Raw genomic sequence first — 23,853 nt, 5'->3', positions numbered from 1 at the left:
CGAACAAGGCGCCTTTTTCCTTTTCTAAAGGAGGGAGGCGCTTTTATTGTGAGAAAATATAGAGTAGGATGGATTGTATATTAGAGTAAAAAGGACATGAAGGGAAGAAGCATTCATATGCCGTTAATCGATTTTCCGCTTGAGCAACTTCGAACCTATCAAGGGATCAGCCCAAGGCCGGCAGACTTCGATGATTACTGGGAGCGGGCCTTGACCGAAATGAAGAGCGTCGATGCCCAAGTGGAACTGATACCGGCCCGGTTCCAGGTGCCGATCGCCGACTGCTTTGAGCTTTTCTTCACAGGCGTGCGCGGCGCCCGGATTCATGCGAAATACATACGTCCCAAAGGCAATTCAGCTCCTCATCCCGCCGTCATTCAATTTCACGGGTACTCCATGAATTCGGGGGACTGGATGGAGAAAGTCGCTTACGCCGCGCTCGGCATAAGCTTCATATCCATGGACGTCCGGGGACAGGGCGGTTCATCCGAGGATGCAGGCGGAGTGAAGGGTAATACATTAAACGGGCATATCATACGCGGGCTAGACGATCACCCGGACAACCTGCTGTATCGCCAAATCTATCTGGACGCAGCGCAATTGGCCGGCATCGTAATGGATTTGCATGAAGTCGACCCGAGCCGAGTCGCTGCTATGGGTTATTCGCAAGGCGGCGGGTTGACGCTGGCTTGCGCGGCGCTCGAGCCCAGGATTGCAAAGCTGGTTCCGGTATATCCTTTTCTCTCGGACTATAAGAGGGTGTGGGAGATGGATCTGGCGAAAGATGCTTATGATGAAATACGAGCCTATTTCCGCAAGTTCGATCCCCTTCACACGAGAGAAGCCGAAATTTTCGAAAAGCTGGGTTATATTGATGTTCAGCATTTGGCGCCTCGTATTAAAGGTGAGGTCATGATGGCAACGGGACTGATGGACACGATCACGCCTCCATCCACGCAATTTGCCGCTTACAACAAGATTATTTCTCCGAAAAGGGTAGAGGTTTATCCCGACTACGGTCACGAGGGGCTGCCCGGTTTCGCCGACACGGCGATGACTTTTATTGCCGAATGGCTTTGAAGCATGAACAAGAAAGGACTCTGAATATGAGGTTCAGTGAAATCGACGAAGCGGGCTGGGCGGAGCTTCAGCCGTTTCTGGACACGTGCCTGCTGCCCATATCCGGTCTTACCGGCGGGGAAACTCCCGCGGAAGCCACGGAACTCGCGGCCAAAACGGGAGATTGGCTCGCTCCTTTGGAACAGGCGTTTACCGGACGAACGGTAACTGTGCCTGCGTTCCATTACTATAGTGGAGACGTGGATGACAAGCAGAGGCTTAACCGGTTATGCGGACAGTTGAAGAAACTCGGCTATCGTTACGTGATTGTTGTGTGCGGCCGGCCGAACGGCTTTGCGGATGTGTCTGCGGATCTCATCATTCAGCCTGTCAGGGAAGACGAGCTGCCCGATGAACAGAGGCTGCGCAAGGAGATTGCAGACCTCTGGAGAAGGGGCTCAAGCGAATCTCTCAAGGAATTGTGACAATTTGAGAACATTTTAAGTTTGGTTTTGCTGACTCGCTATGAAACTCGCAGCCCCATTCTTGACGCTCTATAACGCGTGGGCTATGATAGTTATGTCCTTGTGAACATATTGTTAAGTCCGTATCGGACGCGAGATTTGGTGGGCGAAGGGGGTAGAATGAATGGACCACAAACAGCAGCAAGATACCGCGCACAAGCCGGCCAAGCGCAAAGAAATGACAAGACGCCAGTTTCTTTCTTACACGCTGGGCGGAGCAGGAGCCTTCATGGCAGGCGGGGCCATTTTACCGATGATCCGCTTTGCTGTAGATCCTATATTGCAAAAGAAAGAGCAAGGTGCTTTCGTCAAAGTTATCGAGGAAAGCAAAGTGACGAATGAGCCGACGGAAGTAAAGTTCAAGATCCATCAGGTCGACGGCTGGTACGAGAGCGACCCGCAGCTGGCGGCGTGGATCTCCAAAGGAGACGACGGCAAGATTTTTGCGCTGTCGCCTGTCTGCAAGCATCTGGGATGCACCGTTCACTGGGGCGGCGAAGATCCGAACAAGTACAATTGTCCTTGTCACGGCGCTCAGTATACCAAAGACGGCAAAAATCTGAAGGTGGCGCCGAAGCCGCTGGACGAATTCGAAGTGAAAACGGACAACGGCTGGGTTTATCTCGGACCGCTCGAACCGAATAGTCGCGTGAAGTAGAAGGAGGGCGTTTCGTCCATGTTCAAAAACATGTACAACTGGATTGACGAACGTCTGGATATTACGCCGATGTGGAGAGACATTGCGGATCATGAGGTGCCTGAGCACGTCAATCCGGCTCACCATTTCTCCGCTTTCGTTTATTGTTTCGGCGGCTTGACGTTCTTTATTACCGTAATCCAAATCCTTTCCGGCATGTTCCTGACGATGTACTACGTACCGGACATTATCAATGCTTATTACAGCGTCGATTATCTTCAGCACCAGGTGGCATTCGGTGCCATCGTGCGCGGTATGCATCACTGGGGAGCAAGCCTCGTAATTGTCATGATGTTCCTACATACCCTGCGGGTCTTCTTTACAGGCTCTTACAAAGCGCCTCGTGAAATGAACTGGGTAGTCGGAATGCTGATTTTCTTTGTCATGCTCGGCCTTGGATTCACCGGATATTTGCTCCCTTGGGACAACAAGGCGTATTACGCTACGAAGGTCGGTCTGGAAATTGCAGGATCCGTGCCTTATCTTGGCGAATACATCAAGGAGCTGATGAACGGAGGAACGATCGTCGGTGCCCAAACGCTGACGCGGTTCTTCGCGATTCACGTGTTCTTCTTGCCTGGTGCGCTGCTCGCCTTGCTTGCCGGACACTTCTTTATGATTCGAAAACAGGGCATCTCCGGGCCGCTGTAAGAGAGGGGAGTGGCTAGCAATGGCACATAAACATGATCCGAATGAAAAAGTCGTATATGTCGGGGATTCCCGTATCCGCAGGCACAACAATGTGAACGTACCGCATGATTATTCCGCTTATCCGGGCAAATCGGAAGCGTTCATACCAAACTTCCTGCTGAAAGAGTGGATGGTCGGAGTCGTCGTATTGGTAGGCTTTCTGGTTCTCGTCATCGCCGAACCGGCTCCGCTCGGCTACCCGGCCGACCCGTTAAACAGCTCGTTTATTCCGATGCCGGACTGGTATTTCCTATTCCTGTATCAACTGTTGAAGTATCCTTATACTTCGGGAGACTACCTGGTGCTCGGCGTACTGGGCCTTTCCGGTCTTCCTTTCATCTCGCTCCTGCTTGCCCCGTTCCTGGATACGGGCAAAGAGCGCCGGTTCTATCGCCGTCCGATCGCCTCTTCCTTGATGATCCTTTCGTTGGTCGCTTGTACCTATTTGACCTGGGTATCTTGGCATCATTATCAAGAAGAGCTTAGAATCAACGAAGTGACGCCTGAGCATATCAAGCGTGAGCTTGAGGCGGAGGAAGCCGTCAAGAAGGGCTTGCCGCGGCCGGTTCCGGGCAAAGAGAAGATCCCGGCAATGGTAGCGTCGGACGATCCGACATTTACGGAAACGATGAAAGAAGCCCAATGTATTTCTTGTCACGGCGCCGAGCTGCAAGGCGGCAACGCACCGGCATTGCGCGGTGTCGGCGACAGGCTGAACGAAGAAGAGATTGCCAATGTGATCACCAACGGACGCGAAGCAATGCCGGCGTTCAAAGACCAATTGAGCAAAGAGCAGATTGATCAGGTGGCGGCTTGGCTGGCCAAGCAAAAAGCTGAAGGCGCTGAGTAACGCTCAATCTCGTTCAGCAAATCAATTCACGCAAATAGCGGCACTCGGTGCCGCTATTTTTGCATTACTAGCACAAGGAGGACCTCTCTTGACCTGGAGATGGCTGCTTTCCCGCGGTTTCTTGCTTCACCCCAAGCTTCTATGGCTGATGATGATCATCTACATCCCAGGAACTATTTACGGCTACTACTGGTATAATTATCAGCTCGAGCTCACATGGAATACGCACCCTCATTGGCAGCTCCCTTTCGTTCCGGACAGCCCGACCGCCTCATTGTTTTTTGCCGCTGCCGTTCTTTGGTTGTGGATTTCCCCCGGAGCTTCGCGCCATCGCTGGGTGAACGCTGTTCGCGGCGTCGTCGAGGCGCTTGGTGTAGTGACCTCCGTTAAATACGGCATATGGGCAACCGCCATTATTTTTGCCGGACAAGCGCAAGGGGATATACTGGTGTGGCAGGATTGGATGCTGATTATCGGACATACCGCTATGGCGGTCTGCGCTCTTGTGTATGCCCGGTTTTTCACGTTCGGCGGCATGGCGCTGCTTGCGGCGGCGGCTTGGACGTTCCTCAACGATACGGTGGATTACACCTTTGGCGTCTACCCGAGTCTCCCGTTACAGCTGAGAGATGATTTAATTGCTGTCGGCTCGTTTACTTTCCTGTTGACGGCTTTAAGCGTCTTATCGGCTGCAATCGCTCGGTTTCGCTTTTCCTATCGTGACTAGGACAAACCGTTCTAAATGCGGACATCCCCTCATACCTTAGGGCAGGAGGGGATGTCCTTGTTTGCATATGTACGAGCCATCGTCAGCCGCCGGCTGCGATACTTATGTATAGCCGCTCTTAGCGCTGTTTCTCTGATTTTCGTCATGCCGCTTACAGTGCGGGGTGCTGAAAAGAGCTTTGCTCCTTCAGACGACAGCGCCGCGCCGGCAGCCGCTTATACGCAATTTCTCGCCACCGTCGAAACGCTGTACGATGCGGTGAATAAGGGGAACGTCGATGTTACTCTGAAAAGCCTAAGGGTGATCGAGTACCGCTTCCGCACTTTGCCGATGAACGGCATCGCATCCGTCGAAGGTGTAGAATCGTTAGCCCATAACATTTCGGAAATGCGAAGGGCGGTTACGGCGATCTCGCCGAATGAACAAAGCTGGAAGGCGGGAGCCGCTTCGCTGCGTCTTGCGGCCGACGCGCTCGCCCGGCCTGAAAAGCCGCTTTGGCATCAATACCGGTCCATTCTGAGGGATGATATTCAAGCATTGAAGAAATCTCTGGAAGACGAAGCTTCTGCAGGCGTATTTATTACCCCTGCTTCGGCCGTGCTGTCGCTTGAGCGTTTAGCCCAGCATTACGGTGTGATCCGTACGGCAGCGCTTCTCAAAGCGGAGCCTGGGGTAGTCGAACGCAGCGATTCCGTATTGCGTTATACCCAACGTATGTTAAAAACCGACAAACCGGATGCAGGGACGCTTCTAGGCATTATACCTTCGCTTGAAAGCGCGATGGATGCATTATTTCCCGGAGCGAAGCATACGACGGCGCTTGTTCCGCCGGCAGCGGCGCCGCCTTGGGGCTGGTCGGCGATGATGGGTTCATTCATCGTGACCGTGCTCACTTGGGTCGGATGGCGGCGTTACCGCGCCGAACCTTACGCCCCAGCAGGCGGCAGATCCCGCCTTAAGGATGAGCCGGATGCAGCCGAACGCTTTTTGAAACGATGGAAAAAATAAAGTACCTTGTTATTCGTCCCGAAAGCCTTCTCCGAGACGTCGTGAACATCGTTGATGACGATAAAAGCCCTCCGGTCATGAAGACGGACGAGGCTTTTTAATTTGCGGATTTCGAAACGGCTGACCACGCAATAGATGACGGTTCTGTTGTCACCGGAATATGCGCCTACCGCAGGCATCAATGTGACGCCGCGTTCCAGTTCTTTGGTGATATCCTGAGCCAATTTCTCCGGGTTGTGGCAAATGATGGTGAAGGCTTTGGCCGCGTAAGCACCTTCCTGGATGAAATCGATAACCTTGCTCGCGATAAATACCGTTACGAGCGTATACAGCACTTTCTCCTTCGGTATGAAGAGGAGTGAGATGCCGAGTATGACGACATCAAGCGTGAGAATGATTTGGCCCATGCTCCAGCCGCGGAGCCTGTGAACAATTCTGGCAATGATATCCACTCCGCCGGTCGTGCCGCCTGCCCGAAACACGAGCCCGAGACCGATGCCTAGAGTTACACCGGCATAGAGGACGACAAGGATAAAATCCTGCTCCGTTTGAAAAGGTACAAGCCAGCCCAGCTGCACCAGATTTTCCATCAGCCACAGAAACAATGAAAGCAGAATGACTCCGCCCAGCGTATATACCATTGCTCCCCGGCCCAATTGCCGCCAGCCGAGCAAGAATAGAGGCAGGTTGATCGCCAATGTGGAAAGGGACACTGGGATGGCAAGCGCATAATTAAGCAATATGGCAACGCCGGTTACGCCGCCTTCCATGAGCAAATTAGGCAGGATGAAATATTGCAGGCCGAACGCATATATTGCCGTGCCCGCTGCCAGAAGACCCCAGGTACGCACGAGATTCCACATATTGATACCGTTCAAAAGGACACACCTCCACAAAACATTGTTTTCATAAACGTCTTACGCTAACATAGAAATGACACCTTCAGGAAAGGAAGCCTACAATGGGAGAATCCCGCATAGCGGGCTTGCCGCTCAAGGAGCGCACGCTTGCAGACATCCAGCGTGATGTCGATGCTTACATATCACAGTTCAAGGAAGGTTATTTTTCCCCTTTGTCGATGCTCGCGCGGATGACGGAAGAGGTAGGCGAGCTTGCCAGGGAAATCAACCATCTATATGGAGAAAAGCCCAAGAAGTCCGATGAAGCGGACAACTCAGTCGAGATGGAATTGGGCGACATCTTATTTATCGTCCTTTGCTACGCGAATTCTTTGGGCATCGACTTGACGGACACTCACCTGAAAGTCATGCATAAATTCAATACGAGAGACGCGGACAGGTGGACGAGGAAGGACACCGATAGCCGTTGATATTCATATGCTGTACTATCCTCGATTGAAAGGAGGATGGTCGGCATGGACGGGGATACGTGCCTCCGGCAGGCATACGAAGCCATCTTTCAGGGGGATTTCGAACTCGCGTTACATTGGTTTCAGCAAGCCATAGAGATCGAACCCGACAACCCCGCTTTTTATTATAAAGCATCCATTACATGCGCACGAAGCGGGAAGCAGCCGTTAGCCATGAGCTATGCTCAGAAGGCGGTGGATTTGGATCCGGAGGACAAGTCCTATCAGCTGCACCTGCGGATGATGACGGCCAAGCAGCGCATGATCGATGCCCGGAATCTTCTTACAGCCATTCCGCCGAACATCGAACAAAGCCTGATCTGGTTAAAAGAGGCCGTTCAACTTGATCCGCTGTCCGCGGAAGCCCGGCTGCTGCTTGCAATCGGCTACCGGATTCAGGGAGATTACAGGCGATCGTTGGAATGCTTGCGCGACGCGCTTCAGCTGGACCCGCACTACGAGGAGGCCAAACGTTTGCTGCACGAGGTGAGAGCAGACAGACGCCGCCTCATTAAACAACAGTATTCACATTATAATCCCAGAAGGAACAGGTGATCGCATGTCGCAAAAAATAAAGGTGGCCGTAGCCGGAGCAAGCGGGCGTATGGGCCGTGAAGTGGTCAGGATGGTTTTGGAGGATCCTGACCTCCAGTTGGTTGCAGCCGTTCATACATCGGCAAAATCCGTTGACGCCGGAACGCTGGTCGGTAAACCCGATACCGGCGTCATTGTTTCTTCTGACTTAGGCGAAGCCCTTTCTTCATCAAGCCCAGACGTGCTTGTCGATTTTACCACACCCAAAGCCGCCATGCCCAATACGGAAACCGCAATATCCTACGGAGTGCGCCCGATCGTCGGGACGACAGGCTTCACTCCGGAGCAGATTGCCGAATTGGACAAGCAGTGCAAAGACCGGGGCATCGGCGGATTGATTGCTCCCAATTTCTCGATCGGCGCGATCCTCATGATGAAATTTTCCGCGATGGCTGCCAAATATTTTCCCCATGTGGAAATTATCGAATACCACGGAGACCAGAAGCTGGACGCGCCTTCCGGCACCTCCATCAAAACGGCCGAGCGGATTTCTGAGCTAGAGAAGAGCTGCGCCAAGGGAATCCGAAGGAAGAAGAAGTTATCGAAGGGGCCAGAGGCGGGTACTACAACGGCTTCCGCATACACAGCGTTCGCCTGCCGGGTGTGTTCGCGCAGCAGGAAGTGATATTCGGAGCTTTCGGACAAACTTTGAAAATACGCCACGATTCTTACGATCGCGCCGGTTATATGCCGGGGGTCAATTCCGCAATCAAAAAAATAATGTCCGTGACGGGCATGGTATATGGATTCGAGCATTTTCTAGAGTAGGGAAGGGGAGTTTTGCCGGCTATGATGGACATCGCACTCATCGCTCACGATCGCAAAAAAGAAGAGATGGTCAATTTCGCGATCGCTTATGAACATGTTCTGAAGAATCACCGTCTTTATGCAACGGGAACGACGGGAACGCGAATTATGGAAAATACGTCGCTGAACATTCATCGTTTTATGTCGGGTCCATTGGGCGGCGATCAGCAAATCGGGGCAAAGGTAGCGCAAAATGAGATGGATCTCATTATTTTTCTAAGAGATCCGCTGATGGCTCAACCGCATGAGCCGGATATTATCGCGCTTCTCAGGCTTTGCGATGTTCAAGGTATTCCCGTGGCGACCAACGTCGCTACAGGCGAACTGCTCATCAGAGCATTGGAACGGGGAGATTTCGCCTGGCGCGAGCTTGTCCACAAATATAAGCCGGGGCTTGAAGGATGAGCCGCGCAGATGAAGAGTTGGATATGCTCGTATTCGCGGCTCATCCCGATGATGCGGAGATCGGCATGGGCGGGACGATAGCGAAGCATATCCGGCAAGGACGGAAGGTCGGAATCATTGATCTGACCTATGCCGAGATGTCGTCGAACGGCGACGTGGAAACCCGTCAGCGCGAAACCGCGGAGGCGGCGGATGTACTGGGGTTGACGGTAAGGGATAATCTCGGGCTTCCGGATCGGCGGCTGTCGGTGGAACGGGACCAGATCGACCCGATGGTAACCGCCATTCGGCGGTATAGGCCCCGAGTCGTGTTTGCGCCCTATCATGTCGACCGTCATCCCGATCATATCGTTTGCAGCCGGTTGACTGAAGAAGCGGTGTTTAATGCCAAACTAAGGAGATACATACCGGAGCTCCCAGCGTGGACTGTGAATCAGCTTTATTTCTACTTCATCAATGACGCGCATACTCCGCAGCTGCTGATGGATGTCAGCGATGTGCATGACATTAAAATGAATGCGCTGATGGCTTACCGATCGCAATTTCTGCCTGCAGGCCATGACGCCGATTGGGTGGAAACGCCTCTCACACGGGCTTATCTGGAGCAAGTGGTGGCGAGGGACCGTCTTCTCGGGCAGCCGAAAGGATTCGAATATGCGGAAGGCTTCATACCCAAAGGACCGATCACACTTGACAGCTTCTAACGGTGAACGGTACGGGAATAGAATGATGGATGGCGGATGACCGCGATGCTTGGGCACGCTTTGTCGGATCGCCATTTCGGAAAGGAGGAGTGGGCATGAATCGTCCGCTCAAAATCGGCATTACTTGTTATCCCTCGCTCGGAGGGTCGGGCGTCATTGCAACGGAGCTCGGCAAGCTGCTGGCGGAAAAAGGACATGAAATTCATTTCATCACACAGAGCATGCCTTTTCGATTAGGCAAATTCCACCGCAATATCTATTATCATGAGGTGGAAGTATCGGATTATTACGTGTTCCGCTATCCTCCATACGACTTGTCATTGGCCAGTAAAATGAATCAGGTCGCTCGGCTGCAAAATTTGGACTTACTGCATGTACACTACGCGGTTCCTCATGCGATTTGCGCATATCTGGCGAAGCAAATGGCCGGGGATCAGCTGAAAGTCGTGACGACACTGCACGGGACGGATATTACGGTGCTTGCGCAGGATCAGACATTAAAAGATATCATTCGGCTCGGCATCCGCAACAGCGATGCGGTAACGGCGGTCAGCCGCGACTTGATCCGGGAGACGCGGGAGCTGCTGGATATTCAGGAGCCGATCGACTTGACGTATAATTTCGTGGACAAGAGGGTTTATTATCCGCGCAATGTGGCGGATTTACGGCTGGACTATGCCGATCCGCATGAAAAAGTGCTGATGCATATTTCGAATTTCCGGCCTGTAAAACGGACGTCCGACGTCGTTGATATTTTCGCCAAGGTGAATGCCAAAGTGCCTTCCAAGCTGCTGCTTGTAGGGGAAGGGCCGGATTTGCCGAAAATACAAACACAAATCAATGCGATGGGATTGTCGAATCGCGTTCATTTTTTGGGAAAGCAGGATGATGTGGCGCAGGTCGTTTCGGTAGCCGATCTTATGCTCCTGCCTTCTGAAAAAGAAAGCTTCGGCCTGGTCGCGTTGGAGGCGATGGCTTGCGGCGTTCCGACGATCGGTTCAGTAGCAGGAGGAATACCGGAGCTGGTCGAGCACGGCACATCCGGCTACTTGTCCACGATCGGAAATACCGACGAAATGGCCGCGAATGCCTTGAAGCTGCTGACTGATGAGAAATTGTACGCAGACTTTCGTGAAGCTTGCTTGCATCGGGCTCGCCATGTTTTTTGCAACGATATCATCACCGCGCAGTATGAAGAAATTTATTACCGGGTATTAGGGATTCCGATGAAGGTTCCGATGCCGGTGTGTGAGGCTTGATGCGCTGCTACCTGCCATCCGTTGCCCGGAGGTGTCGCTTCTCTATATGAAGGATCCGGATGAAAGTCTATGGTCGGCGGGCTTGGAAATCCTCGGACGACTCGTTGACGCCGGTCATACTGCTTTCCTTGTGGGCGGATGCGTGCGCGACCGTTTAATGGGCCGCCGGCTGCATGACATCGACATTGCGACTTCAGCGCTGCCGGAACAGGTGATGGAGCTTTTCGAACGCACGGTGCCCACCGGGTTGAAACACGGAACCGTTACGGTACTGGAGAAGGGCCGCACGTTCGAGGTGACCACCTATCGCCGGGAATTCGGCTATTCCGACGCCAGGCGGCCGGATCAGGTAGCGTTCGTTACCGATATCCGCGACGATTTGTCGCGCCGCGACTTTACAATCAATGCGATGGCAGTCGGACTCGACGGCAAGCTGGTTGATCCGTTCGGCGGCAAAGCCGATCTAGAGTCGGGAACGATTGAATGCGTGGGAGATGCATCCGAACGGTTCGGCGAAGATGCGCTGAGAATGCTGCGGGCGATCCGTTTCGGGGCTGAGTTCGGATTCCGGTTAGCGCCATCTGTGTGGCAGGGTATTCTGGCCCAAAGCTCGAGGCTCAAGCAGGTTGCAATGGAACGGGTCGGCGGCGAGTGGGACAGAATGATGGCCGGGAGCGGCCCGGACCAGGCTTGCCGCTGGTTGTTTGAAAGCGGGCTGCCGGAGCATTTCAGAGAATGTCCTCCTGCAAGCCTTCTCCGTGGAGATACCGCTCCCGTCGCTTTGGCTCCCATTCAAGATGCTGATCTGAGGTGGGCGGCTTTCCTTATCGGAAAGGGGCTGTCGGTTGATGAAATTACTGTTTTCTGCCGGCAGCTGCGATTCAGCGGACGCCGAATTTCGCGAATAGCGAATATCGCTGAATTTAACGCCAGATTGCGGCATGATTTTACGCGGGAACAGTGGATCGGAACGGTGCTGGACATCGGAGCCGCCGCGGCTCACGACTGGCTTGTCAGTTGTGTCGGGCAAGTGAGCAAGAATTCGGAGGCCGTCCAATGGCTTGCAGACATGCCGTTGACGGCGGTTTCTCAGCTTGCGGTAAAAGGGGACGAGCTGGCAGCTCGGCTGGATCGGACACCAGGCCCGTGGGTAGCTGCGCTGCTGCGCCGGTTGGCGGTGCAAGTCGCGCGTGGGCAGCTTTCCAATGAAAAGCCGGCCCTGCTGTCAGCGGCCGAACAAGCTATGCGCGAATGAAGTAGCGGACCACTGCAGATACACTGGGTTATTGAAAGAAGGAAACGAATGTGAGTAAAGATTCGCTGCTTAGTCTGCTTGAAGCGGCGTCCGGGGTTTATGTATCGGGCGAGGAGATCAGCAAGAAGTTAAATGTAAGCAGGACTGCGGTATGGAAACAAGTACAGAAGCTTGAAACACAAGGATATGTGATCGAGGCTGTACCCCGGCTCGGTTATCGTCTGACGGGTAAGCCTTCGAAGCTTTCGGTGCATGAATTGCTGTCCCGGCTGAATACAACAACATTCGGGCGCAACCTGAAGCTCTCGGATGTGGTGTCGTCGACACAGGATGAGCTGCGCCGTCTTGCGGAAGAAGGAGCCCTAGAAGGTACTCTTGTCATTGCCGAACAGCAGACCAAAGGCCGCGGAAGAATGGGCAGAAGCTGGCTCTCCCCGGCCGGCAAAGGCATCTGGATGAGCCTGCTGCTGCGTCCGCCTGTTGCGCTGCCGTATACTCCGCAGCTGACGTTGTTGGCAGCAGTCGCTTTAAGCCGCGCGATTTCACAGCTGGTACCCGTCTCGATCGGGATTAAATGGCCGAACGACTTATTGGTTGACGGCCGTAAAATCAGCGGAATTCTCCTCGAATCCGCAGCGGAGGACGAACGGCTGCGCTATGTCGTCGTGGGAATGGGAATCTCCGTAAATCTGGAACAAGAAGATTATCCTGAAGAGCTTGCTGCAAAGGCGATTTCACTGAAAATGGCGTCAGGCGCCGCGGTGAATCGGAGCGAGCTGATCGCAGCCATTCTGGAAGAATTCGAGCGGCTCTATGAGCTCTATCTCGAGCAAGGCTTCGCACCGATTCGCGCTTTGTGGGAAGCCCGTACGGTCACGCTGAACCGGCCGGCGGTGCTTCAGACGCCGCAAGGTGTGATCCAAGGAGTACCGCGCGGCTTAGACGATATGGGCGGACTGGTCATTGAGCTTGAAGACGGGAGTTCCCGCACCGTATACTCCGGCGAGGTCGGAAATGGGCAGGCAGGCGCGAACGGTTAGAATGAGGATGCGCCGGGATGCCGGTTGATAGACGTCAATCTTTATATCTGCTATAATTTGCGTGCAAGGTGGTATCGCTTGTAAGCGAACCGCACTTGCCGGGCAAGTAACGACTACGAATGCAATCGAATACCGTCAATGATTCGCGGCGGATTCTGCTCAGAGCCGAAGGGACCGAGACAGAAGGACGTGAAGGACGTTCCATGTTGAACTCGAACCTTTTTGCTCATGGGCAAATGGGTTTTTTTGTTGTTATATTATGTCAAATGTAGGAGGGTTTCCCTATGAAACAAGCATTAACCCTTCCCCGACTGAAAGCGATGAAGGAACAGCAGAAGCCGATCGCTATGCTGACCGCTTACGATTATCCTTCCGCGCGGTTAGCGGAGGAAGCGGGAGTGGATATCATTCTGGTCGGCGATTCGCTTGGAAATGTGGTGCTCGGTTATGACACTACGATTCCGGTAACGCTGGAGGATATGATTTACCACACGCGGGCTGTCGTTCGCGGCGCACCCGGAACGATGATTGTAACGGATATGCCTTTTGCCACTTACCGGCTTGGACCAGAAGCCACGCTTCGCAACGCGGCTCGTATCATGCGGGAAGGCGGAGCCCATGCGGTCAAAATGGAGGGCGGCGCCGAGCTGTCGGAAGAGATCCGTGTGTTGACGGCTGCGGGCATTCCTGTGCTGGGGCATATCGGTTTAACGCCGCAATCCGTTCATCAGATCGGCGGATACCGGGTACAAGGGAAAACCTCCGAGGATGCGCAGAAGCTGATCGAGGATGCCAAGGCTTTGGAGAAAGCAGGCGCGTTCGGCGTGGTGCTCGAGCTCGTAACCGAGCAGATCGCATCCGCTGTTACAGGGGCGATAAGAGTACCGACGATAGGGATCGGCGCAGGCCGGGGATGCGACGGCCAGGTGCTTGTGTATCATGATGTCCTCCGGTACGGTTCGGACATCAGGGACAAGCGCTTTGTGAAAAGCTATGCCAATATCGGAGATACAATCAGAACGGCAATTTCTGAATATATAGAAGACGTCAAAACGAGGAATTTTCCGGAGGAGAAGCATGGATTCCCGGCAGACGATATTACGGTTGACAGCCTTTCATCGAGATTATATGGAGGAGAAGGCAAATGACACCCGTTACAACGATAAGCAGCACGATAACTCCCACTGTAATCCGGAGCATTGCTGAGCTGCGGAAAGAGATAGCCGCATATAGGCGGAGAAGTCCGGAGGGTCAGGCGGTGGGATTTGTGCCCACGATGGGATATTTGCATGAGGGCCATGCCAGCCTGCTGCGCCGTTCTTCAGCTGAGAATGGATTGACGGTGCTGAGCGTTTTCGTGAATCCTTTGCAATTCGGCCCCAATGAGGATCTGGACAAGTACCCCCGCGACGAAGCTCGCGATCTGGCGGTGGCCTCTGCATCGGGGGCCGACATCGTTTTCATGCCGGAGGTACGGGAGATGTATCCCGAGCGGATGCTCACAGCCGTATCCGTCTCCGGTGTGACGGAGCGGCTTTGCGGCGCAAGCCGGCCAGGGCACTTTGACGGCGTGGCTACGGTCGTCACCAAGCTGCTGAATATCGTACAGCCCGACCGGGCTTACTTCGGGCAGAAAGACGCTCAGCAGGTCGCTGTCATCGAGCGCATGGTTAAGGATCTGAACATACCCGTCGACGTCATAGCATGTCCGACGCAGCGGGAAAAGGACGGTTTGGCGCTTAGCTCGCGCAACTTTTATTTGAATGCCGACGAACGCCGGCAGGCTTTGATTTTGTCCCGATCGCTGGCACAAGTGCCGTTATTGATCCGGGAAGGGGCATGCGCCGAACGGTTGATTCATTGGCTGTCAAGCGAGATTGCAGCCCAGCCGCTGGCTGACATCGACTACATTGACGTGTTCAGCTACCCCGATCTCCAGCCGCTGGCCGCGGATGAGCCGCTGCGCTCAACTTCCGCACCCGTGCTTGTCGCGTTGGCAGTCCGCTTCGGGAAAACCCGGCTTATAGATAATATGCTCCTAAATCCAGCGGAGGTGCACTAACATGTTTCGCCAAATGATGAAAGCCAAAATACATCGCGCCACCGTTACGGAAGCGAACTTGAATTACGTGGGCAGTATTACGATCGACCAGGATTTGATGGAAATGGTGGACATTTTGCCAGATGAAAAAGTCCAGATCGTGAACAACAACAACGGCGCGCGTTTCGAAACATACACGATTCCCGGTCCCCGCGGCTCGGGCGTCATCTGCCTGAACGGCGCTGCAGCACGTTTGGTGCAGCCTGGGGATCAGGTGATTATCATTAATTACGGGTACATGACCGATGACGAGGCGCGCGGCCATAAGCCCAGGATCGCGATCATGGACGAGCGCAACCGCGTTGTTAATTTATTGGCGGCGGAACCGCATTCGACCGTCATGTAAAGCGTATGAAACAACACCCCGAAACGCAGAATGAGCAGTACAGTTTGACTGCGATAAGGGGGCTCGAACATGATTCGACAATGGTTCCTCACCATGCACGAACTGCTCGATGATTTAATTGTGCGTTACCCTAACGCTTCGGGCGAAGAGATGACGCGGCTGCTGGAACAATGGAACATGCTCAAATCGCTAAGTGATGATATTATAGAATCATGGCTTAATTTTGAAGACAAAATGGCCTCATTCAGGGATCTTCAACAGCAGGACAACGTCATACCGGAAGAGCCTCAGAAATTTTTGGACCCTTTTATCAAAGGCCAGGGATATTTCAAGCTGCAGATGTTCACGAATGCAACGCAAAAGCTGCAAGAAGCTGTCGCCGCATACCCGGATTTTATCGCCGCGCGGCTTTTCTTAGGTATGTCGCTTATGCACTTACAGGAATGGAACGAAGCGCAGCGCCATTTTCAGCTGATCGCAGCCGTGACGGAGGAAAGCAAGCTTCAGGCGATCGCCTACAACGCTCTTGGCTGCATACAGGCCATCCACGCCCATTTGGAGAAAGCGCAAAGTTACTTCCGTAAGGCGCTCGAAGCCGACCCGTCGTTTAAAGACCCGCAGCGCAATCTCGAATCGTGCAGACAGGGAACAGGCCAGCTGCAGCTTCAATTCGGAAGCTCGGAGCTGCAGACCATGGTGCAGGTATAGATTTTATGCTCAGGCCCCGCCTGTTACGGCACGGAAAGGAAACCAGAATGAAATTTGCCGTGCTTGATTTTGAAACGACAGGCATTTCGCCGGATAAAGATGAAATTATTCAAGCGGCACTCGCTGTCATAGATGAAACAGGAGCCGTTTGTTCACAATATGCAGCCTTCGTCCGTCCGGACAAACCGGTTCCAGCCGAAATCACGCGGCTGACCGGGATTAGGGATGAGGACGTACGTTCGGCGCCCGAACTGGAAGAAATGCTCTCTCAGATGGTGCCGCTGCTCCAGGATGTCGTGCTCGTCGGGCATAACGTTGAGTTTGACGCGCGTTTTTTACAAGCCGCCCTGGATCGGAGCGGCTATTTGGCATTCACGGGCAGAATGCTGGACACCGTTGAATTAACGCGCCTCATGTACCCGACTTTGCCGTCCTACTCGCTGACGTCTGTTACCCAAACATTGGGCATCCGTCATGACCGTGCGCATCAAGCGGACTCGGACGCAATGGCTACCGCCGAGCTATTTAAACTATGTTTGGACAAAATGCGCAATCTGCCCGTGTTCACCCTGCAGCGGTTGAACACGCTGTTCGACCCCGATCGCAGCGATCTGGGCTGGCTCATCGCGGATACAATGGCTTGGCGTGAGATGCAGCCGCTTCAGGCGGAAGAGGACTACCATTACTTCCGCCAATTCGCCATGAAAGTCGGCGACTGGGGCGAAGAGGCGGGGGACGGGCAAGATCATGCCGCTGCGGCGGCGGAGGCGCTCTCAGAGCTGTCTTTCGAGCAATACATTGCCACTGTCCGGGGCAACCTTCAGGAGCTTCTCCCTTCCTACGAGTCTAGGGAGGGGCAAGATATCATGTTCAATGAAGTGATGAACGCTCTTCAAGAGGAATCGCATCTTCTCGTGGAGGCCGGCACGGGCACAGGCAAATCTTTGGGTTATTTGCTGCCCTCCCTTTATTATGGTTTAAAAGAGTCAAAAAAAGTCGTCGTCACGACACATACGTTACAACTGCAGGAGCAGCTGCGGCAGAGGGATCTTCCTTTATTGCAGAAGGTACTTCCCATGCCGTTCCGCGCATCGGTGTTCAAAGGCCGCAGCAACTATCTTTGTCTGCGTAAATTCGAGAGCCGCCAGCAGATTCCGGACCATGCTCTGAGCTGGGACGACGCGATCACCCGCGGGGGAATGACCGTATGGTTAGGCGAGACGCTCCGCGGAGAAGCGGAGGAATTGAACATTGGCGGACGCAACAAGGAAGAGTGGGATCAAGTGTCCAGCGACGCGGCGTCGTGTTTGAACCGGGCTTGCCCATGGTTCCGGAGATGCTTCTATCACCGCGCCAGGCAGGATGCCTCCAAGGCGGACCTTGTCATTACAAACCATGCTTTGGTTTTTACGGATATGCGTGCGGATTCTCGTCTTCTGCCGGCTTACGACCGCCTCATCGTGGACGAAGCGCACCATCTGGAGGAAGTCGCCAGCCATCATTTGGGCCAGAAAACCGGGCACTCATCGTTAGCCCTGCCTTTGCAGCGTTTATGGAAGGATTCGCGGACCGGGCTGCTGCCTCAATTAATGAATGCCGTGTCGATAACCGATCATGAAGAAGCTCCCGCATGGGCTGAAAAGCTGGAAGCGGCAGTGTCGAAACTCCACGAGATTCGGGATGCTTGGGAGCGCTGGATGGACGCTTTGTTCGGCATGTTATCCGGCCAGGCTGCCGCCGATGAATCGGGAAGCTTAACGCTGAGAATCAAGCCTTCGGATTTGCCTGCGAATTGGCAGAACTTGACGATCGACGGGAACAACGTTATCCAGCTGCTTTCCGACTTTATTCGTCCGTTGGACAAGTTGATCGCCGAAATACGAGAACAGCTGGATGAGCTGACGATTCAAGGGATGACTACCGACATGAGCGGTTTGTTAAAGGATTTGCAGGAAGTGCGCTCCGATACCCAGTCGTTCGTCACTTTGGGCCGGCCGGAGTTCGTCTACTGGCTCGAAGGGCATTCTCAGTATCGCGGAAGATCGGTATATGTTTACGGGGTTCCGGCGGATGTGAGCGGTCTGCTCAAGGAAGGTGTGTTCGACCGTAAAGCGAGCGTGGTCATGACTTCTGCAACCCTGACGGTGGATAAATCGTTCCGATATGTGACGGATCAATTGGGTCTTGACGCAGCCGAGCGGGATGGCAGGCTGAAAACGGCACTGCTTCCGTCGCCGTTTAACTATCGCAAACAGGCTCTGGTGCTCATCCCGCGGGACTTTCCTGCGATTAAAGGGCGCGACGGCGACCCGCAGTTTATTAACGCTCTTGTGAAATCTCTCCAGGAAGTGGCGGTTACCGTCGGCGGCCGTATGCTTGTGCTGTTCACTTCCCATCGGATGCTGAAGACCGTATACGGACCTCTTACAGACAGCCTCGAGCTTCCGGCATACAAGTACTCGGTCAAGGCATGGATGGGGGAAGCAGGAGCAGGTTAACCCAACAGTTCATGAACCAGCCGGCCTCGGTGCTGCTCGGTACGAGCAGCTTCTGGGAAGGGGTGGATTTTCCCGGAGACACGCTGACTTGTCTGGCCATCGTCCGGCTCCCGTTCCAGCCTCCTAACCACCCGGTGGTTGAGGCGAAGTCGGAGAAGCTCCAGGCGGAAAAGAAAAATCCTTTTATGAAGCTGTCCTTGCCGCAGGCGGTTATCCGCTTCAAGCAAGGATTCGGAAGGCTGGTACGCACGGCAACCGACCGCGGAATCGTGATTTTGTATGACACCCGGGTCATCGATACGAGTTACGGCAAATATTTTCTCTATTCGCTTCCCGGCCCGAAGATGGAGCATTTGCCGACTGCAAGCATGGCGGCGCGGGTTCACGACTGGCTGAACCAGCCGGCTGAGGTAAACGGTGAGGAGGTATCATCTTGAAGCCATTGAAAATCTCGGAAGCCGTCGTTCGGCGCTTCCGATCTACCTTCGTTTTCTTAACGAGTTAAGCCTGAGCAATGTGCAGACGGTATCCTCGCAGGATCTAGGGGAAAAGCTCGACCTGAATCCGGCTCAAATCCGTAAGGATCTCGCCTATTTCGGAGAGTTCGGCCGCAAGGGGGTCGGATACAATGTCGACTACCTCATCGAGAAAATCCGTCAAATTCTGAAGCTGGACAAGACGATGAATGTCGCTCTTATCGGAACCGGGAATTTGGGCCGGGCTTTGTGCAACTATAATACGTATATCAAAGATAATATGAAGATCGTGGCGGTGTTCGATTCGGACACGTCCAAGGCGGGCAGCTCCATCAACCATCTGACCGTGCAGCCAATGGACGAACTGCCCGCCACGGTGGCCAAATTGGACATCACAGTGGGCATTATTACCGTTCCGGCGCCTGAGGCCCAGAATGTGGCCGAACAGTTCGTCGCTGCGGGAATCCGGGGCATATTGAATTTTGCTCCCGTTGTGCTTAAGGCTCCGCGGGGGGTGCGGATCCACCATGCCGATTTCACCGCTGAGCTGCTGAGCCTGGCATATTATATGGATTATAACGATCAATCACAGAACGGGAGCGCAAGTGTATGAAGCGTTGGCTGATCAAGAACGGAACGTTCGTCACGATGAACGAACAACTGCCGCAATTCCAGGGATGGATGGCGGTGGAAGGGTCTGAAATCTCCTCAATGGGGGAAGGCGTTCCGCCGGAGGAGGAAATCGTTGCAGCCTCGGAAGTGATGGATGGCGCAGGTTTGCTCTTCATGCCGGGACTCATCAATACCCATGGACATGCGGCAATGTCCCTGCTTCGCGGGCTGGGAGGCGATCTGGCGCTGCAGGACTGGCTGCAGAATCACATGTGGCCGATGGAAGCGAAGTTCAGCGGAGATGACGTATTCTGGGGTACTTCCCTGGCAGCAGCGGAAATGATCAAAAGCGGCACGACGACATTTGTCGATATGTACGATCATATGACGCGCGTAGCTGAGGTGGTGGACACGGCCGGTTTGCGCGCGAGCTTAACGCGGGGTGTTATCGGTCTCTGTTCCGTTGAGGCGCAGAACGCTAAGCTGGCTGAGGCGATCGCATTTGCAAAGGATTATCATGGGGCGGCTGACGGGCGGATTCGGGTTATGTTATCTCCGCATGCGCCTTATACATGCCCGCCGGACTACATCGTCAAATTTGTGGAAGCGGCTCACGATCTCGATTTGCCGATTCACACCCATATGTCTGAAACGGCCGCGGAAGTGCAGCAAAACGTTCGGGACTACGGCTGCCGCCCGGTTGAACATCTCGACCGGCTGGGCGTGTTCTCCCGTCCCGCGCTGCTCGCGCATGCCGTTCACCTCACGGACGAGGAAATTGCGTTGCTCGCAGATCGCAATGCAGCGGTATCGCACAATCCCGTCAGCAATTTAAAATTGGCGAGCGGCGTCGCACGCGTGCCTGAGCTGATGAAGGCAGGCGTTACCGTTTCACTCGGCACCGACAGTGCGGCCAGCAACAACAATCTGGATCTGTTCCAGGAGATTTCCATCGCAGCCTTATTACATAAAGGCGTGTCGGGCGACCCTACCGTCATTCCGGCAGCGGAAGCCCTCCGCATGGGAACCGTTTATGGAGCTCGTTCCATCGGTCTGGAAGGTGTGACGGGCCGGCTTAAAGCAGGGATGAAGGCCGATTTCATCGCATTGTCGTTGAACAAACCTCATTTTGTCCCTCATACGGACTACGTTTCGCATTTGGTGTACGCGGCGTCCGGGGCGGATGTGGTGCATGTCTGGGCGGACGGCAAGCAGCTCATGAGGAACCGCGAATTGCTCACCTTGGATGAAGAGCGTATATTGTCGGAGGCCGAACGCTGCTTCCGGAGGCTGCGAGCATGAATTTAAGCCGCAGTCAGAGTTTACGCAGGATTCCATCCATCTCCCGCACAAGATGGCTGGTTCTTCTTTGCGGCTTCGCGTTGTTCCTCATCGTTTCTTTCGTGTTATATATACGATCCGCAGATTCCAATCATCGCGACGCGGAGTTTAAAGCAATGGATATTGCTGAGCAATACGTGGATTTCAAGCATATCGACTATGCCGTTTCCCACACCTGGGATGAGACCGTCTGGGTCGTGAAAGGCAAAGATTCTGCAGATGAACAGTGGATGGTGATTGAGCGCAAAGAGGGAGTCGTCAAGCTGAAGCTGAGCGAGAACACGACGGAAAAACAAATCCGTCAAAAGTTCTCCGACGAGCATTCCGGCTTGAAGCCCATCCGCGCTCTGCCGGGCTGGTTCCAGGGCCAGCCGGTATGGGAGATCCGTTATTGGAGCCAGATCGGCGGCAAGCATCAGGCCATTGATTTTTATGCATTAAAAGACGGCTCGCGGATAAGAACATATGAATTACCCAGCTGATCCGTTTTTGAAGCGTCAGGATTATTAAGATTTTCTTTTTTGGGGCATTTACCATGCAATATCTATCGAATCATCTATCAAAAGCTGATATACTCATAGAAGTACGCAAGTGACAGCAAATATTGTTTTATTTTATATATAAGGAGGCATTGCGGCTATGAAACTGAGAGTGGTGCCATTAACTTTAACGGCCGCGCTGTCCGTGGCTTTGTTATTCGGAGGATGGTTCACTTATCGCCATTATGGTGTAGAACAGCCGTTGGATCGCATCGCAAACGGAGTACCCGGCGTTGAATCGGCTCATGTTGCAATGACATCGGATCTTGTGAAAGTGGATGTTAAGCTTAAACCCGACGCGGATTTGAGCGAAGTATACCGCCAGATCAAGACGCAAGGCGAGAACGAGATCGGCGGGAAGCAGCTGGAGCTCTCCGTAACCGGCAACTCGGCCGAGAAGCTCGACAAAGCATGGGGTTATGCGCTGTTTGACGTTGCGGAAGCTATGGAAAACCGCCGTTACAGCGGTGTTCGCGACGCGATGGACAAGCTGGCCGAGAAATTCCCCGGTCTGACTGCCAACACATCTATAGACGAGGATAATGTCTATATTTCAATGCGGGACGGAGCTTCGGCGAAATTCGTCATTCTGCCTCGCCAACCTGCGACATTGGGGGTATGGCCGAATGCGTAAGCTGCAATCATACGGTAAAGAGATCGCCATCGGATTTGTTCCCGTCCTGTTCTTGTTTTTGTTGTATGTAGGGTTTCCGCCTGTCATCCTTATTACAGGCGCCATCGCTTTACTTGCTCTTTTCATGCTGGCGCGTTCCAGAGGACTCGCCATGGGTACCGCCGGTAAAAAAACGGTCGCGCGCAAACCCGAATTTCTTACCTTTGAAGATATCGGCGGCCAAGACCAACCGAAGAAGGAACTGATGGAAGCATTGAATTTTCTCGTCAACAGAGACAAAATTCAGAAGCTTGGCATCCGTCCTTTAAAAGGTATTCTGCTGACAGGCCCTCCGGGGACAGGTAAAACGCTGCTGGCCAAAGCCGCGGCACATTATACTCATTCTGCTTTTATCGCCGCATCGGGCAGTGAATTCGTAGAAATGTATGTCGGAGTCGGCGCCGGCCGGATCCGCGATTTGTTCAAGGAAGCGCGCCGCGAAGCCGTTAAGCTGAAACGGGACAGCGCAATCGTATTTATCGACGAGATCGACGGCATCGGAGGCAAAAGGGACGGCGGTCAGCATCGCGAATATGATCAGACGCTGAACCAGCTGCTGACCGAAATGGATGGCATTCAAGGGGATGAAAACATTAAAGTTCTCCTGGTCGCCGCCACTAACCGTAAAGAGCTGCTCGATCCGGCGCTGCTCCGACCTGGCCGGTTCGACCGTCATATTCAAGTCGATCTGCCGGATAAATCCGGACGCGAACACATTTTGAAGCTCCATGCCCGCAACAAGCCGCTTTTTCCTGAAGTGTCGCTTGCCAAAGTTGCGGAAGAAACATTCGGTTTTTCCGGAGCTCAGCTCGAAAGTGTCATGAACGAGGCAGCCATCTACGCCATGCGGGATGACTCCGAAATGCTGAGCGCGTACCATCTCACTCAAGCGATTGATAAAGTTATGATGGGAGAAAGAATGGACCGTGAGACGACGAAGGAAGAAAGGGAACGTGTGGCGATCCATGAACTTGGACATGCCATCGTCGCCGAGAGCGTTCGACCGAACAGCGTCGCGCAAGTGTCCTTGACACCGCGAGGCCAGGCTTTGGGCTATGTACGTCACAATCCTCAACAGGATCGCTACTTGTATACGCAAGCCATTCTGGAAGAGCAGATCATGATCGCGCTCGGCGGATGCGTCGCGGAAGAGCTCATTTACGGCGGCCGCAGCACCGGCTCCAGAGGCGATTTCGAGCAAGCGACGAACATCGTCAGAACGCTGATCGAATCCGGTATGTCTTCACTCGGCATCATTCATCCGCAGGCTTTGACGCAAGAGCAATGGTCGAAAGAGAATGCGGCTATACTGAACGATTTGCTGGATAGAACGAGAGCTATGTTAGGCAAGCACATTAATACCTTTAAATTCATGCTCAGCATTCTAATCAAAGAAGAAACCTTATCGGGACAGCAGCTGCGCGAACATCTCCAACAGACCGCTGCCTGAGTAATAGATGGCTAAAAGCTTGTCCGATCGGTGAATCTCGCCGGTCGGACAAGCTTTTTTCATGCGGAAATCGTTGCAAAAATATGGTAGCATTGAACCGGAAGCCGATTTAGTTCGTCTA

25 protein-coding genes and 2 pseudogenes are annotated in these 23,853 nt (G+C 53.6%); 26 read left to right on the top strand and 1 reads right to left on the bottom strand.

The features are described from left to right. Positions 1–117: 117 nt before the first annotated feature. The 7 genes from SD71_RS17565 to SD71_RS17535 all read left to right on the top strand — a co-directional run bounded on the left by SD71_RS17565 (position 118) and on the right by SD71_RS17535 (position 5,555). Entirely contained in the window at positions 118–1,080 is a 963-nt protein-coding gene (locus SD71_RS17565; RefSeq protein ID WP_041066293.1) for an alpha/beta fold hydrolase, read from the top strand. A gap of 26 nt (positions 1,081–1,106) precedes the next feature. Beyond that, entirely contained in the window at positions 1,107–1,544 is a 438-nt protein-coding gene (locus tag SD71_RS17560) for a DUF2487 family protein (protein WP_161793413.1), read from the top strand. Positions 1,545–1,707: 163 nt separating this feature from the next. Continuing rightward, the gene (locus SD71_RS17555) at positions 1,708–2,241 is read left to right on the top strand and encodes a ubiquinol-cytochrome c reductase iron-sulfur subunit (protein ID WP_041065970.1); all 534 of its coding nucleotides are present in this window, start codon (positions 1,708–1,710) and stop codon (positions 2,239–2,241) included. An 18-nt stretch (positions 2,242–2,259) separates the two neighbouring features. Beyond that, positions 2,260–2,931 (top strand): menaquinol-cytochrome c reductase cytochrome b subunit, encoded by a 672-nt coding sequence (gene qcrB / locus SD71_RS17550; RefSeq protein WP_041065967.1) that lies wholly within the window; start codon positions 2,260–2,262, stop codon positions 2,929–2,931. Positions 2,932–2,950: 19 nt separating this feature from the next. Further along, the gene (locus SD71_RS17545) at positions 2,951–3,820 is read left to right on the top strand and encodes a menaquinol-cytochrome c reductase cytochrome b/c subunit (RefSeq protein WP_041065964.1); all 870 of its coding nucleotides are present in this window, start codon (positions 2,951–2,953) and stop codon (positions 3,818–3,820) included. Between the two features lie 88 nt (positions 3,821–3,908). Then, positions 3,909–4,547, top strand: coding sequence for a DUF1405 domain-containing protein (locus SD71_RS17540; RefSeq protein ID WP_041065961.1), 639 nt, complete (start codon positions 3,909–3,911; stop codon positions 4,545–4,547). Between the two features lie 57 nt (positions 4,548–4,604). Then, entirely contained in the window at positions 4,605–5,555 is a 951-nt protein-coding gene (locus tag SD71_RS17535; RefSeq protein ID WP_041065958.1) for a sporulation protein YpjB, read from the top strand. Here the strand turns inward: SD71_RS17535 and SD71_RS17530 are convergent. Further along, the gene (locus SD71_RS17530; RefSeq protein ID WP_235427198.1) at positions 5,474–6,433 is read right to left on the bottom strand and encodes a YitT family protein; all 960 of its coding nucleotides are present in this window, start codon (positions 6,431–6,433) and stop codon (positions 5,474–5,476) included. The genes SD71_RS17535 and SD71_RS17530 overlap by 82 nt on opposite strands. A gap of 83 nt (positions 6,434–6,516) precedes the next feature. Between SD71_RS17530 and SD71_RS17525 the strand changes: the two genes are divergently transcribed. From SD71_RS17525 to SD71_RS17440, 19 genes and pseudogenes are all read left to right on the top strand, one after another. Then, entirely contained in the window at positions 6,517–6,885 is a 369-nt protein-coding gene (locus SD71_RS17525; protein WP_052476367.1) for a nucleotide pyrophosphohydrolase, read from the top strand. A 45-nt stretch (positions 6,886–6,930) separates the two neighbouring features. After that, a complete protein-coding gene (locus tag SD71_RS17520; RefSeq protein WP_052476366.1) occupies positions 6,931–7,479 on the top strand; it encodes a tetratricopeptide repeat protein in 549 nt (182 codons plus the stop codon). 4 nt (positions 7,480–7,483) lie between these two features. Then, positions 7,484–8,286, top strand: a pseudogene (gene dapB / locus SD71_RS17515) (4-hydroxy-tetrahydrodipicolinate reductase). Between the two features lie 24 nt (positions 8,287–8,310). Then, positions 8,311–8,730, top strand: a complete 420-nt coding sequence (locus tag SD71_RS17510) for a methylglyoxal synthase (RefSeq protein ID WP_041066277.1) — start codon at positions 8,311–8,313, stop codon at positions 8,728–8,730. Then, positions 8,727–9,434 (top strand): bacillithiol biosynthesis deacetylase BshB1, encoded by a 708-nt coding sequence (gene bshB1 / locus SD71_RS17505; RefSeq protein WP_041065955.1) that lies wholly within the window; start codon positions 8,727–8,729, stop codon positions 9,432–9,434. The genes SD71_RS17510 and bshB1 overlap by 4 nt, the downstream gene beginning before the upstream one ends. A gap of 95 nt (positions 9,435–9,529) precedes the next feature. After that, entirely contained in the window at positions 9,530–10,693 is a 1,164-nt protein-coding gene (gene bshA, locus SD71_RS17500) for an N-acetyl-alpha-D-glucosaminyl L-malate synthase BshA (protein WP_041065952.1), read from the top strand. 46 nt (positions 10,694–10,739) lie between these two features. Next, a complete protein-coding gene (locus tag SD71_RS17495) occupies positions 10,740–11,948 on the top strand; it encodes a CCA tRNA nucleotidyltransferase (protein ID WP_041065947.1) in 1,209 nt (402 codons plus the stop codon). A 50-nt stretch (positions 11,949–11,998) separates the two neighbouring features. After that, complete coding sequence (locus tag SD71_RS17490; protein WP_041065944.1) at positions 11,999–12,988, top strand: biotin--[acetyl-CoA-carboxylase] ligase; 990 nt, start codon at positions 11,999–12,001, stop codon at positions 12,986–12,988. Between the two features lie 284 nt (positions 12,989–13,272). Beyond that, the gene (panB, locus tag SD71_RS17485; protein WP_041065941.1) at positions 13,273–14,136 is read left to right on the top strand and encodes a 3-methyl-2-oxobutanoate hydroxymethyltransferase; all 864 of its coding nucleotides are present in this window, start codon (positions 13,273–13,275) and stop codon (positions 14,134–14,136) included. Continuing rightward, positions 14,133–15,050, top strand: a complete 918-nt coding sequence (gene panC / locus SD71_RS17480; protein ID WP_052476365.1) for a pantoate--beta-alanine ligase — start codon at positions 14,133–14,135, stop codon at positions 15,048–15,050. The genes panB and panC overlap by 4 nt, the downstream gene beginning before the upstream one ends. A 1-nt stretch (position 15,051) precedes the next feature. Then, positions 15,052–15,435 (top strand): aspartate 1-decarboxylase, encoded by a 384-nt coding sequence (gene panD / locus SD71_RS17475; protein ID WP_041065938.1) that lies wholly within the window; start codon positions 15,052–15,054, stop codon positions 15,433–15,435. A 69-nt stretch (positions 15,436–15,504) separates the two neighbouring features. After that, positions 15,505–16,143, top strand: a complete 639-nt coding sequence (locus SD71_RS17470; RefSeq protein ID WP_041065935.1) for a tetratricopeptide repeat protein — start codon at positions 15,505–15,507, stop codon at positions 16,141–16,143. Positions 16,144–16,190: 47 nt separating this feature from the next. Then, positions 16,191–18,641: an exonuclease domain-containing protein gene (locus SD71_RS17465; RefSeq protein ID WP_326998775.1), complete on the top strand. Its 2,451-nt coding sequence runs from the start codon at positions 16,191–16,193 to the stop codon at positions 18,639–18,641. Continuing rightward, positions 18,557–19,078 carry a helicase C-terminal domain-containing protein gene (locus SD71_RS26030; protein ID WP_326998780.1) on the top strand — a complete coding sequence of 174 codons (522 nt, stop codon included), beginning with the start codon at positions 18,557–18,559 and terminating at the stop codon, positions 19,076–19,078. Before SD71_RS17465 ends, SD71_RS26030 begins: the two co-directional genes overlap by 85 nt. Then, a pseudogene (locus SD71_RS17460) lies at positions 19,075–19,730 on the top strand (redox-sensing transcriptional repressor Rex). Before SD71_RS26030 ends, SD71_RS17460 begins: the two are co-directional and overlap by 4 nt. Beyond that, on the top strand, positions 19,727–21,031 hold the full coding sequence (locus SD71_RS17455; RefSeq protein ID WP_041065933.1) for an amidohydrolase: 1,305 nt from the start codon (positions 19,727–19,729) through the stop codon (positions 21,029–21,031). Before SD71_RS17460 ends, SD71_RS17455 begins: the two are co-directional and overlap by 4 nt. Continuing rightward, on the top strand, positions 21,028–21,552 hold the full coding sequence (locus SD71_RS17450; protein ID WP_041065931.1) for a cell wall elongation regulator TseB-like domain-containing protein: 525 nt from the start codon (positions 21,028–21,030) through the stop codon (positions 21,550–21,552). Before SD71_RS17455 ends, SD71_RS17450 begins: the two co-directional genes overlap by 4 nt. 157 nt (positions 21,553–21,709) lie before the next feature. Beyond that, positions 21,710–22,243, top strand: coding sequence for a hypothetical protein (locus SD71_RS17445; protein WP_041065929.1), 534 nt, complete (start codon positions 21,710–21,712; stop codon positions 22,241–22,243). Position 22,244: 1 nt separating this feature from the next. After that, positions 22,245–23,732, top strand: a complete 1,488-nt coding sequence (locus tag SD71_RS17440) for an AAA family ATPase (protein ID WP_152619502.1) — start codon at positions 22,245–22,247, stop codon at positions 23,730–23,732. Positions 23,733–23,853 lie beyond the last annotated feature (121 nt).

It is taken from the genome of Cohnella kolymensis (assembly GCF_000829465.1).
GTDB lineage: Bacteria > Bacillota > Bacilli > Paenibacillales > Paenibacillaceae > Cohnella > Cohnella kolymensis.
The sequence above is the reverse complement of the archived record's forward strand: the minus strand, read 5'-3'. Positions and strand labels throughout refer to the sequence as shown.

Coding starts and splice junctions, on each gene's coding strand:
- SD71_RS17565 (WP_041066293.1), top strand. CDS start 118: ATGCCGTTAATCGATTTTCCGCTTGAGCAACTTCGAACCTATCAAGGG.
- SD71_RS17560 (WP_161793413.1), top strand. CDS start 1,107: ATGAGGTTCAGTGAAATCGACGAAGCGGGCTGGGCGGAGCTTCAGCCG.
- SD71_RS17555 (WP_041065970.1), top strand. CDS start 1,708: ATGGACCACAAACAGCAGCAAGATACCGCGCACAAGCCGGCCAAGCGC.
- qcrB (WP_041065967.1), top strand. CDS start 2,260: ATGTTCAAAAACATGTACAACTGGATTGACGAACGTCTGGATATTACG.
- SD71_RS17545 (WP_041065964.1), top strand. CDS start 2,951: ATGGCACATAAACATGATCCGAATGAAAAAGTCGTATATGTCGGGGAT.
- SD71_RS17525 (WP_052476367.1), top strand. CDS start 6,517: ATGGGAGAATCCCGCATAGCGGGCTTGCCGCTCAAGGAGCGCACGCTT.
- SD71_RS17520 (WP_052476366.1), top strand. CDS start 6,931: ATGGACGGGGATACGTGCCTCCGGCAGGCATACGAAGCCATCTTTCAG.
- SD71_RS17510 (WP_041066277.1), top strand. CDS start 8,311: ATGGACATCGCACTCATCGCTCACGATCGCAAAAAAGAAGAGATGGTC.
- bshB1 (WP_041065955.1), top strand. CDS start 8,727: ATGAGCCGCGCAGATGAAGAGTTGGATATGCTCGTATTCGCGGCTCAT.
- bshA (WP_041065952.1), top strand. CDS start 9,530: ATGAATCGTCCGCTCAAAATCGGCATTACTTGTTATCCCTCGCTCGGA.
- SD71_RS17495 (WP_041065947.1), top strand. CDS start 10,740: ATGAAGGATCCGGATGAAAGTCTATGGTCGGCGGGCTTGGAAATCCTC.
- panB (WP_041065941.1), top strand. CDS start 13,273: ATGAAACAAGCATTAACCCTTCCCCGACTGAAAGCGATGAAGGAACAG.
- panC (WP_052476365.1), top strand. CDS start 14,133: ATGACACCCGTTACAACGATAAGCAGCACGATAACTCCCACTGTAATC.
- panD (WP_041065938.1), top strand. CDS start 15,052: ATGTTTCGCCAAATGATGAAAGCCAAAATACATCGCGCCACCGTTACG.
- SD71_RS17470 (WP_041065935.1), top strand. CDS start 15,505: ATGATTCGACAATGGTTCCTCACCATGCACGAACTGCTCGATGATTTA.
- SD71_RS17465 (WP_326998775.1), top strand. CDS start 16,191: ATGAAATTTGCCGTGCTTGATTTTGAAACGACAGGCATTTCGCCGGAT.
- SD71_RS17455 (WP_041065933.1), top strand. CDS start 19,727: ATGAAGCGTTGGCTGATCAAGAACGGAACGTTCGTCACGATGAACGAA.
- SD71_RS17450 (WP_041065931.1), top strand. CDS start 21,028: ATGAATTTAAGCCGCAGTCAGAGTTTACGCAGGATTCCATCCATCTCC.
- SD71_RS17445 (WP_041065929.1), top strand. CDS start 21,710: ATGAAACTGAGAGTGGTGCCATTAACTTTAACGGCCGCGCTGTCCGTG.